The sequence below is a fragment of the Burkholderia sp. 3C genome, assembly GCF_054589155.1.
This window is the reverse complement of sequence record NZ_BAAILN010000131.1, coordinates 1-10,320: the sequence shown is the minus strand read 5'-3', so window position 1 is coordinate 10,320 and position 10,320 is coordinate 1. Positions and strand designations below refer to the sequence as shown.

General features: G+C 69.0%; 10 protein-coding genes. 3 read left to right on the top strand and 7 right to left on the bottom strand.

Annotation, left to right across the window (positions count from 1 at the left end; translation table 11 throughout):
• The first annotated feature begins 79 nt into the window (after nucleotides 1-79).
• Entirely contained in the window at nucleotides 80-1,462 is a 1,383-nt protein-coding gene (locus tag ACYP33_RS26225; protein WP_414448732.1) for a uracil-xanthine permease family protein, read from the top strand.
• Nucleotides 1,463-1,532: 70 nt separating this feature from the next.
• On the top strand, nucleotides 1,533-2,177 hold the full coding sequence (locus ACYP33_RS26220) for a DNA-3-methyladenine glycosylase I (RefSeq protein WP_459624486.1): 645 nt from the start codon (nucleotides 1,533-1,535) through the stop codon (nucleotides 2,175-2,177).
• Nucleotides 2,178-2,181: 4 nt separating this feature from the next.
• On the opposite strand, the gene ACYP33_RS26215 is transcribed toward ACYP33_RS26220, so the two are convergent.
• On the bottom strand, nucleotides 2,182-3,081 hold the full coding sequence (locus ACYP33_RS26215; RefSeq protein WP_414448734.1) for a transcriptional regulator GcvA: 900 nt from the start codon (nucleotides 3,079-3,081) through the stop codon (nucleotides 2,182-2,184).
• A gap of 163 nt (nucleotides 3,082-3,244) precedes the next feature.
• Between ACYP33_RS26215 and gstA the strand changes: the two genes are divergently transcribed.
• The gene (gene gstA / locus ACYP33_RS26210; RefSeq protein WP_414448735.1) at nucleotides 3,245-3,856 is read left to right on the top strand and encodes a glutathione transferase GstA; all 612 of its coding nucleotides are present in this window, start codon (nucleotides 3,245-3,247) and stop codon (nucleotides 3,854-3,856) included.
• Nucleotides 3,857-3,914: 58 nt separating this feature from the next.
• Here gstA and ACYP33_RS26205 read toward each other — a convergent pair whose 3' ends face one another.
• From ACYP33_RS26205 to ACYP33_RS26180, 6 genes are all read right to left on the bottom strand, one after another.
• Nucleotides 3,915-4,805, bottom strand: coding sequence for a peptidyl-prolyl cis-trans isomerase (locus ACYP33_RS26205; RefSeq protein ID WP_414448736.1), 891 nt, complete (start codon nucleotides 4,803-4,805; stop codon nucleotides 3,915-3,917).
• Between the two features lie 424 nt (nucleotides 4,806-5,229).
• Nucleotides 5,230-6,714, bottom strand: a complete 1,485-nt coding sequence (locus tag ACYP33_RS26200) for a sensor histidine kinase (protein WP_459624485.1) — start codon at nucleotides 6,712-6,714, stop codon at nucleotides 5,230-5,232.
• Nucleotides 6,711-7,439 (bottom strand): response regulator transcription factor, encoded by a 729-nt coding sequence (locus ACYP33_RS26195; RefSeq protein ID WP_414448738.1) that lies wholly within the window; start codon nucleotides 7,437-7,439, stop codon nucleotides 6,711-6,713. The genes ACYP33_RS26200 and ACYP33_RS26195 overlap by 4 nt, the downstream gene beginning before the upstream one ends.
• 12 nt (nucleotides 7,440-7,451) lie before the next feature.
• A complete protein-coding gene (locus ACYP33_RS26190) occupies nucleotides 7,452-8,276 on the bottom strand; it encodes a MipA/OmpV family protein (protein WP_459624484.1) in 825 nt (274 codons plus the stop codon).
• Between the two features lie 140 nt (nucleotides 8,277-8,416).
• Complete coding sequence (locus ACYP33_RS26185; RefSeq protein ID WP_414440611.1) at nucleotides 8,417-9,268, bottom strand: carbohydrate ABC transporter permease; 852 nt, start codon at nucleotides 9,266-9,268, stop codon at nucleotides 8,417-8,419.
• 19 nt (nucleotides 9,269-9,287) lie between these two features.
• Nucleotides 9,288-10,271, bottom strand: coding sequence for a carbohydrate ABC transporter permease (locus ACYP33_RS26180; RefSeq protein WP_459624512.1), 984 nt, complete (start codon nucleotides 10,269-10,271; stop codon nucleotides 9,288-9,290).
• Nucleotides 10,272-10,320: the final 49 nt, after the last annotated feature.

Below are 10,320 nucleotides of genomic sequence, written 5' to 3'. Positions count from 1 at the left end.
GGCGGCGCGGGCGATCGATCGCCCGCGCCGGAACCGTTAAAATCGCGCACCTTCCTTCTTTCGAGCGGCCTTCCGAGCGATGCAACCCGCACATTCCGGCGCAAACGCCCCCGCCCCTGCCCACGATCTCGTCTACGGCCCGAACGATCGCCCCTCGCCGGCCGTCGCGTTCGTCGCCGCGCTCCAGCATCTGCTCGCGATCCTGGTGCCGATCGTCACGCCGGGCCTGCTGATCTGCCAGGCGCTGAACGTGCCGACCCGCGACACCACGCTGATCGTGTCGATGTCGCTGGTGATCTCGGGCATCGCCACGTTCCTGCAATGCCGCCGCCTCGGCCCGCTCGGCGCGGGGCTGCTGATCGTGCAGGGCACCAGCTTCAACTTCGTCGGGCCGCTGATCGCGGGCGGCAGCCTGATGGTCAAGCAGGGCACGCCGGTCGAAACGGTGATGGCGGCGATCTTCGGCGTGGTGATCGCCGGCTCGTTCGTCGAGATGGCGGTGTCGCGCATCCTGCCGTTCATCAAGCGGCTGATCACGCCGCTCGTGACCGGCATCGTGGTGCTGCTGATCGGCCTGACGCTGATCAAGGTCGGCCTGATCAGCATGGGCGGCGGCTACGGCGCGATGGCCAAGGGCACGTTCGCGAGCGTGCAGAACCTGACGCTGTCGTGCCTCGTGCTCGGCACCATCGTCGTGCTGAACCGCGTGCCGGTGGCGTGGGTGCGCAGCACGGCGCTGGTGATCGCGCTGGCGATCGGCTATCTGGCCGCCGCCGCGATGGGCCGCCTCGATTTCACCGGCGCGCGCGAGGCCGCGCTGTTCCAGATCCCCGCGCCGCTGCATTTCGGGCTCGGCTTCTCGTGGTCGCTGTTCGTGCCGATGCTGATCATCTACGTGGTCACCTCGCTCGAAGCGATCGGCGACGTGACGGCCACCAGCAAGGTGTCGCGCGAGCCGGTGGAAGGGCCGCTGTGGATGCAGCGGATCAAGGGCGGCGTGCTCGTGAACGGCGTCAATTCGCTGATCGCGGGGGTGTTCAACACGTTCCCCAGCTCGGTGTTCGCGCAGAACAACGGCGTGATCCAGTTGACCGGCATCGCGAGCCGCCACGTGGGCATCTGGATCGCGGCGATGCTGGTGGTGCTGGGGCTGTTCCCGTCCGTGGCCGGCGTGCTGCAGGCCGTGCCGGAGCCGGTGCTCGGCGGCGCGGCGATGGTCATGTTCGGCGCGGTGGCCGCCTCGGGCATCAACATCCTGGCCGGCGTCGCGCTCGACCGCCGCGCGCTGCTGATCATCGCCGTGTCGCTGGCGCTCGGGCTCGGCGTCGCGCAGGTGCCGGAGATCCTGACGAGCCTGCCGCAAGCGCTGCGCAACGTGCTGGCCTCGGGTGTCGCCACCGGCGGCCTGTGCGCGCTGCTGATGAACTGGTTCCTGCCCGAGCGCCAATCCATCCACCCATAAGTCCGCAATCCGGGGCGGCGAAGGCCATGCTAGGCTTGGCCGCTTCGATCAATGCCCGCCCCTCCCCGCCATGGATGCGAAACGCGCCACCGCCCCCGCCGGCCTCCCCGGCAAGGACAAACCCACCGATGCCGTGCGCTGCGAAGATGGCCTGATGCGCCCGCCCTGGGCCGTCGGCGATCCGATGCTGCGCGCCTACTACGACACCGAATGGGGCATGCCCGTGCGCGACGAACAGGGGCTGTTCGAGCGGATCAGCCTGGAAGGGTTTCAGTCGGGCCTGTCGTGGGCGATCATCCTGCGCAAGCGCGAGGCGTTCCGCGCGGCGTTCGCGCGGTTCGATCCCGAGCGCGTCGCGCGCTTCACCGATGCCGACGTCGAACGCCTGATGGCCGACGCCGGCATCATCCGCAATCGCGCCAAGATCCTCGCCACCATCGGCAACGCCGCCGCCACGCTCGCGCTGCGCGACCAGGGCGGCCTCGCGAAGCTGGTCTGGTCGTTCAAGCCGGAGCTCACGCCCACGCCGCGCAGCATGGCCGAGGTGCCGACCGTCTCCGAGCAATCCACCGCGTTGAGCAAGCAGTTGCGCAAGCTCGGCTTCCGCTTCGTCGGCCCGACCACGATGTTCGCGTTGATGGAGGCGATCGGCATCGTCGATACGCATCTGGTCGAGAGTCACCGGCGCGGCAGTTCGGGGGTGTGGCCGGTTTAGCGGGTCACGCAGCCGCCACGTCGATCAGCCATTCACGCAACGCCGCCACCGCGCGGCTGTCGGCCCGCTCGGGCGGCGACACGAGATAAAAACCGCGCCCGGTCGCCACGCGCGTGTCGAACGGCGCGACCAGGCGCCCCGCCCGCAGATCGTCTTCCACGTAGGCACGCCGCCCGATGCAGACGCCGAGGCCATCCACGGCCGCCTGCACGGCCAGCAGCGCGAGATCGAAATCGAGCCGCTCGCACGAGCGGCCCGCGAGATCGGTCGGCAAACCCGCCGCCGCGAGCCAGACGGGCCAATCGTCGTGCGTCATGCCGCCCACCTGCAACAGCGTGTGCCGCGCAAGCCGGCCCGGCTCGGTAAGCGGATCGCGACCGGCCAGCAAGGCCGGGCTGCACACCGGGAAAATCTCGTCGTCCATCAGGCGGTCGCAGCGCAGGCCCGGCCAGTCGCCGCTGCCGTAGCGAATCGCCGCGTCCGCACCGCCCGCCGCGAAATCGACGAGATCGGTCGACGCGCCGACGCGAAGATCGATCCCCGGATGCGCCGCGCGAAACGCACCGAGGCGCGGCAGCAGCCACTTCGAGGCGAAGCTCGCGAGCGTGGACAGCGTGAGCGTGGGCGCATCGGTGCCGGCGCGCAGTTGATCGGTCGAGAAGCGCAGTTGCGCGAACGCGAGGCTCACGCCTTGCAGGTAGGCCTGCCCCGGCACGGTCAGTTCGAGCCGTTCCTTGAGGCGCAGAAACAGCCGCACGCCGAGTTCATCTTCGAGACGTTTGATCTGGTGGCTGACCGCGGTTTGCGTCACGTTCAGTTCGGCGGCGGCCCGCGTGAAACTCATATGGCGCGCCGCGCATTCGAAGGCCTTCAGGCCGTTCAGCGAAGGAAGCTTGCCTGCCATGACGTGCGTGCGGAGGGAGAGGGAAGAAAGCGGCGCCGGGCGGGCCGGCATGAGAATTTTTCATATCCTAGCACGCGAGATGTCGTTTGCCGGGCCGTCGAATCGTTGCGATCCTGTACGCCGGATGCACGCCGATACCCCGTCAAATGAAGGATGCCGCGCCATGAAACTCTACTTCGCTCCGCACGCCTGCTCGCTGTCGCCGCACATCGTGTTGCGGGAACTGGGCTTGCCGTTCGAACTCGTCCGCGTCGACAACCGCAGCAAGCGTACCGCCGAAGGCGGCAGCTTTCTCGACGTGAATCCGAAGGGCTATGTGGCCGCGCTGACGCTCGACAACGGCGAGGTGCTGACCGAAGGCCCGGCGATCGTCCAGTATCTGGCCGACCTGAAGCCCGAGGCCGGACTCGCACCGCCGAACGGCAGTTGGGCGCGCGTGCGGCTCCAGGAAACGCTGAACTTCATCAGCACCGAAATCCACGCCGGTTGCAGCCCGCTGTTCGACCGCGAACTGCCCGAGCGCGTGACAACGCAGATCGAGGCGCGCTTGTTCAAGCGCCTCGATCTGCTGGCCGCCACGCTGGCGGAACGGGATTACCTGATGGAAACCTTCGGCGTGGCCGACGCCTACCTGTACACGGTGCTGACGTGGCTGCCGGCGTTCTCGATCGACATCGCACGATGGCCGGCGCTTGCGCGCTTCATGGCGCGCGTCGGTCAGCGCGATGCGGTGCAGGCCGCACTGGCCGCCGAAGCGGCGGTATTGCCAGTTTGACGCGTGCTGACAGGAACGATTCGAATGGCGCGGCGCAGAACGCGCCGCGCGCGGGGGCTTACTGCTCGATCGTGGCCTGCGCGATCAGCCGCTCGATCAACGCGCTCGAAGCGTGCGTCTGCGCGGCCACTTCGAGGTTGCGACGCAGCACCGGGGAGGCTTGCTCGAAGGTCGGCACCACGGTCGGCTGCTTGTCGTCGAGGCGGACTATCACATAGGCGCCACCGAGCGCGATCGGCGCACTGACGGCACCGCTGTCCATCGAGACGATCTGCTGCGCCAGCGCGAGCGGCAAGCCGCCGGTGTGGCCGTCGACGAGCGGCGTCTTCAGCCACAGCGGCGTGGTCACGCCGCCGTTCGCGGCGGTGTTGTACTTCTGCGCCACCGCCATGAAATCGGCGCCGCCGCGCAGTTCCGCTTGCGCGGCCTGCACCGTGGCGGCATCGCCCACGGCGATCACGAGCGGGTGATATTCGAACTGCCCGGCGCTGGCCACCAGTCGTTGGTAGCTGGCCATCACCTGCTCGGCCGTGACCTGCTCGGGCCGCGCATGCTCCCTCAAATAGAGATCGGCGGCGGCCTGCGAACGCGCGCGGGCCGCCACGGCCAGCACTTCCGGCCGCGTGTCGTAGCCGTCGTGCTCGGCGGCCTGCTCGACGAGCTGGCCGACCACCATCTGGCGCTTGAGGCGCTCGCGCAGCACCGGCGTATCGGCCTGGCCGCTGGCCTTGACGGCCTCGTCGAGGCGGTGCTGCGAAATCGGCACATGGTTGACGATCGCGGCCACATTCGGCGGCAGCCGCGTGGGCGCGGAACTGGTGATCGGCGTGTGGTTGATGTGGGGTGACAGGGGCATGGGAGCGGGCACCGTGGTAGCGGAAGCGATGGACAGGGTGGAAGTGGCGGCCGCGCAGGCGAGCGCCACCGAAGCGAGGGTGCGGGTGTTCATGAGCGTGTCCTTGATGGGGGATCGGACAGCGGGCGGACAGCGATGAGTGCCCTGCGTTCGCATATGGCAGCGTGATTCCGACAATCAACTTCACGGAGAACAGCCGTGCGACCGCGCCCACCGGCCGCCGCAGGGCACTCATCGCTGTCGACCCGCCCGTACCGCTTCGTGCCGCGGCATGCGTGACACACGGCGCCCCGAGCGGGGCGTGCATACGCGGTGTGGATCCCGGGTGAGAGAACTCGAAGCGCCCTGCAGGCAGGGCATCTCGATGAACGCCATTGTCTGCGTGCGGCCCGAGCGCGCACAATCAGCCGCATCTGAAATTCGGTGCGGGCCGATTCCGAAGCGACTCGGAAATGTGTCTGAAAGTGCGGCGGGCGTGACGGCCGCCAAGGCGGTGCGGCGTTTTGTCAGAACGCCATCAGGTTGGAATCGCGGCCGGCCTGCCCGGCGTGGCGCCGTGTGCCTCGTCGGCGCGGGCGGCATCGCGCGCATCGCGGCCTGCATCCCGCCCCACCACCAGCGGGGCCGGTCGCAGCGCGACCGAGAACCGCGTGCCCATCGGCGAGCTGCGCACTCCGATCGTCCAGCCGTGGGCGAGCGCGATCTCCTGGCAGATCGCCAGGCCCAGCCCCGCGCCGTCGTAACCGGCCCCGGGCGCGCGCCAGTAGCGCTCGAACAGCTTCGGCAGATGCGCGGCGTCGATGCCCGGCCCTTCGTCGATCACGTGCAGGCCGTCGTCGGTGCAGCGGATCAGCACGATCGCGCCATCGGACGAGACGTTGATCGCGTTCTCGACCAGGTTCTTGAGCAGGATGAACAGCGCGCTGCGGTCGGCGCGGATCGACGCGCCCGCGCCATGCTCGTCGATGCCGAGCGTCACCCGCTTCGCGTCGGCCTTGCGCGTCAGATAGGCCTGCACGTCATGGAACACGTCGCCGATATTCACCGGCTCGAAGCTGAAGTTTTGCGACTCGCGCACTTCCGCGAGATGCAGCAGTTGTCGCACCTGGCGCGCCATCAGATCGATCTCGCGAAACAGCAGCGCCTTGTCGGCGATCTCCGGCTGCAACTCGATCTGGCCGCGCAGCAGCGTGAGCGGCGTCTGCAACTCGTGCGCGGCCGACGCGAGGAAGTGCTGCTGCGCCGTGAAGCCTGCTTCGAGGCGGGCCAGCGCGTCGTTGAAGCCGTCGATCAGCGGGCGGATCTCGCCCGGCACGTCGGCCACCGGCAGCCGCGCGCGCAGGTTCTGCGGGGTGATCGCGGCCGCCGCCGCCGACACGTCGCGCAACGGCCGCAACACGTGGCGGATCGTCAGCGGCAGCGTCAGGCCGAACACGATCGTCGCGATCACGACGATCACCGCCACCACGCGCGGAATCGGCTTGATCTTGAGGCTCGCGAGCGCGTCGAGGAACTGCACGCTGGTGGCCGTCTGCACGAAGCAGGTGGCCGCGCCGCACGGCACGCGCCGCATCGCCACGATGAACGGCCGGCCGTCGATCACGGTGCGCCGGTAGCCGTCGGGCACCTCGCTCGGCGGCCCCGGCAGCCACGCCGCGTCGGCCGCGCCGGTGCCCGATGCGGCCACCACCGCGCCATGCGCGTCGAGCACGCGGTAGCGTACCTCGGTCGGCGCGACGCGAAACAGCCAGGTCTGCCGTTCCGACAGTTGCACACCGACCGGCGCGCCGGTCGCGTCGAAGCGCAGCCCGTGCACGATGTCGTTGACGGCATCCATCTGCTCGGCGCGGCCGAGCACGTGCTGGGGATTGCGGTCGCAGGCCCACAGCACCACGCTCGCCAGCACGCCCAGGCTCAACGCCAGCGCCATCACGTTGGTCAGCCAGAGCCGCGCCGACAGCGTGCGCAGCCGCCGGCCGGCGGGTCGATTCGAGGTGTTCATGCGCGATCCTCCGGGGCGTCGCTCGGCGTGGCGGAATCGGCCGCGCCCGGAGCGTCGGTGCGCAGCACGAAGCCCGCGCCGCGCACGTTTTCCAGCCGCGTGCGCGACGCCATCGCCTGCAGCTTCCGGCGCAGCCGGTGCAGCGTGACCTCCAGCGCATTCGGCGTGACGCTCTCGCCCAGCCCCCACGCCGCATGTTCGAGCGTGGCGTGCCGCACCGTGCGACCGCCCGCGCGCATCAGGCACAGCATCACCTGCAGCTCGGCCGGCCCGAGCTGCACGGCGCGCTCGCCGCAGCGCATCGTCTGCTGCTGCGGATCGACGCCCAGGTCGCCGAACCCGGCGGTCAGGTCGGCCAGCACCGCCGGGCGACGCATCAGCGAGCGCACCCGCGCCACCAGTTCGCTCATCGCGAACGGCTTGGTCAGATAGTCGTCGGCGCCGCTTTCCAGGCCTTCCACGCGGTCGTGCAGCGCGTCGCGCGCGGTCAGCATCAGGCACGGCGTCATGGTGCCGGCCCGGCGCAGGTCGCGCACCAGGCTCAGGCCGTCGCCGTCGGGCAGGCCGCGATCGACGATCACGACCGTGTAATCGGCGCGATTCACGCCGTAGCGCGCCTCCGACACGCTGCCGAACAGGTCGGCCTCGATCCCGGCGGCGGCCAGCGCCTGGCGCACCATCCCGGCCAGCCGTTCATGATCCTCGACGATCGCGACTCTCGACATATTTCGGACGACTCACTTGAACTGATACAGGTAACCGATGCGCGCATCGGGCACGTAGCGCCGGCCGACCAGCGGGCTGTCGGCCACGCTGCCGCCCAGCCGCGTCACGCCCACGTCGAGCAGCACGCGCTGATGCGCATCGAGCGCGTAGCTGAACTGCGACCCGAGCGAATATTGCCAGGTCGAGCCGGCCGTGTAGGCGGGCCGCCACGCACGGGCCTCGGACGGCATCACGCCGTAGTAGTAATCGGTGTAGCTATGGTCGAGCCATTGCGCGCCCACGTGCGGCTCGATCGAGAACCGCCCCGCGTGGAACGTGCGCGAGAACTCGAGCTTGGCCTGCTCGCCCTTGTTGCCGCCCAGCAGGAAATCGCCCGACAACGTGCCGAACGCGTTGCGCCACGCCAGCGCAGGACCATACCAGAGCGCGCCCTTGCGGTCCTGCATGCCGTTCAGGATCGGCGCGTCGGAGCCGCTGTAGCCGTCGAACAGGCCGAAGCGCGCGCGCAGCGCGACGCTCAGGCCGCTCCACTGGCCCACCTTCAGGTCGAGCGTGGTGCCGAGCACGTGCACCCATTTGTCGTCGAAATAGAGCAGCGGGATCGGCGAGACCTTCGCGCCGTCGCCGCGATACGGCGAAGCCTCGACGCCCACGCCCGCGCCCAGCCCCCAATGCGTGACGTTGGTGGCGTTGCCGAGGATCGTGAAGCCGTCGGCGTCGCTGTCCTGCGGCGGAGCCGACAGCGATTGCGCCGAAGCGAGGGAAACGGTGGCGGACCAGGCCAGGCAGATCGCGCCGGCACGCAGGCAAGCAGTACGAAGGAAAGGGAATGTCACGGTATCGCGCCCAAGGGTGGAAGAAACACCGTGACTGTAGAAACGGACGACTTACCGCGGACTTACCGGCATCGGCTTTTTGCGGCAGTGCAGCGGTGGGTGCCGCCGCCGCTGCGGACCGCCCCGCCGTCGCCACCCCGTCAGCCCTTGGTCGCCCCGAACGTCAGCCCCGCCACGAAATGCTTCTGCATCGCGAAGAACATCGCCACCGACGGCAGCGCCGCCAGCACCGAGCCGGCCGACACCAGGTTCCACGAGGTGGTCCATTGCCCGCGCAGCGCGGCCACGCCCACCGTGATCGGCGCGGCGTCGTCGCCTTGCGTCAGGCACAGCGCCCAGAAGTAATCGTTCCAGACGAACGTGAACACCAGGATCGCCAGCGCCGCGAGCGCCGGGCGGATCAGCGGCAGGATGATGCGGAAGAACACCGTCCACTCGCTCGCGCCCTCGATGCGCGCCGCCTCGACCAGCTCGAACGGCAGTTGCTTGATGAAGTTGCGCAGGAACAGCGCGCAGAAGCCGGTCTGGAACGACAGATGAAACAGGATCAGCCCGCCCACCGAGTTGTAGAGGCCGAGCTTCAGCGTCAGGTCGCGCACCGGGATCATCAGCACCTGGATCGGCACGAAGTTGCCCGCCACGAACGTGCCGAACAGCGCCGCGTTGCCGGGAAAGCGGTAGATCGCCAGCGCGAAGCCGGCCATCGCCGCCAGCACGATCGCGCCGGCCACCGAGGGCAGCGTGATCAGGATGCTGTTCCAGAAGTAATGGAGCATCGGCGAGGCGGTCAGCGCCTCGCGGTAGTTCTCGACCAGCGCGAAGCGGTGCGGCCAATCCCAGTAATGGCCGGCGGCCAGTTCCTCGGACGAGCGCACCGAGGTCACCAGCACCGCGATCAGCGGCAGCAGCCACAGCAGCAGCGCGAGCGGCAGCGACAGGCGGTAGAGGCGGCGCGTGGCCGGTTTCCAGCGGTCGATCGGCAACGGATACATGGGCGTCTCCTGGAAACGGTCAGTGTTCGCTGCGCAGCAGATGGCGCAGGTGATAGACGATGTAGAGCAGCATGATCGCGAACAGCACCACGGCGATCGCGGAGGCATAGCCGAAGCGGAAATACTTGATCGCCTGGTCGTACATGTAATAGGCCAGCACGGTGGAGCTGTCGAACGGGCCGCCCGAGGTCATCACCGAGATCAGGTCGAAGCTGCGCAGCGCGCCGATCACCGTCACCACGATTGCCATGAAGGTGGTGGGCCGCAGTTGCGGCAGGATCACGTGCCACAGCAGCGTCCAGCCCTTCGCGCCTTCCATGCGCGCCGCCTCGATCTGCTCGCTGCTCAGGGTGGTCAGCCCGGTCAGGTAAAGGATCATGCAGTAGGCCGATTGCGGCCACAGCGCCGCGAAGATCACGCCCAAGGTGGCGTAGCGCGGGTCGCCGAGCACCGGAATGCCGTGCCCGAAAATCAGCCGCAGCAGGCCGAAGGTCGGATCGTAGAACCACGAATAGATCAGCCCGACCACCACGCCCGACAGCACGAACGGCGCGAAGAACAGCGATTTGACGAGCCGCATGCCGCGCACGGCCTGGTTCAGATACAGCGCGGCGGCCAGCCCGAACGGCGGCGCGAGCAGGAACAGCACGAGCCAGATCAGGTTGTTTTTGAGCGCCGTGTAGAACGTGTCGGCGTGCAGCAGCTCGACGTAGTTCGCCAGGCCCACGAACGCCGGATCGCTCATGCCGTCCCACTGGAAGAACGACAGGCGAAGGGTCGACAGCACGGGCCACACCACGTAGCACGCGAACATCACGCAGGCGGGCGCGAGGAACAGCGCGGCGGTCAGGCGCTGGCGGCGCTCGGTGGGCGACGCACGACGGCGGCGCGGCCGCGCCGCGTGGGGCGCGGCCGGACGCTCGGGCCGGGCGCCGTCGCTGCGCGGCCCGGCCTGCACCGGGGCGCGGGTGTCGGTGTAGCTATCGGCGTGGGTATGAAGCACGGAACGGGTCACGAATCACCTCCTGGGCGGCCGGGCGCGCGCCCGGCCG

Bases quoted from the DNA above. Each gene is read 5' to 3' on its own strand.
- ACYP33_RS26185 (WP_414440611.1), bottom strand. From the start codon at position 9,268: ATGTATCCGTTGCCGATCGACCGCTGGAAACCGGCCACGCGCCGCCTC.
- ACYP33_RS26215 (WP_414448734.1), bottom strand. From the start codon at position 3,081: ATGGCAGGCAAGCTTCCTTCGCTGAACGGCCTGAAGGCCTTCGAATGC.
- gstA (WP_414448735.1), top strand. From the start codon at position 3,245: ATGAAACTCTACTTCGCTCCGCACGCCTGCTCGCTGTCGCCGCACATC.
- ACYP33_RS26220 (WP_459624486.1), top strand. From the start codon at position 1,533: ATGGATGCGAAACGCGCCACCGCCCCCGCCGGCCTCCCCGGCAAGGAC.
- ACYP33_RS26200 (WP_459624485.1), bottom strand. From the start codon at position 6,714: ATGAACACCTCGAATCGACCCGCCGGCCGGCGGCTGCGCACGCTGTCG.
- ACYP33_RS26195 (WP_414448738.1), bottom strand. From the start codon at position 7,439: ATGTCGAGAGTCGCGATCGTCGAGGATCATGAACGGCTGGCCGGGATG.
- ACYP33_RS26205 (WP_414448736.1), bottom strand. From the start codon at position 4,805: ATGAACACCCGCACCCTCGCTTCGGTGGCGCTCGCCTGCGCGGCCGCC.
- ACYP33_RS26225 (WP_414448732.1), top strand. From the start codon at position 80: ATGCAACCCGCACATTCCGGCGCAAACGCCCCCGCCCCTGCCCACGAT.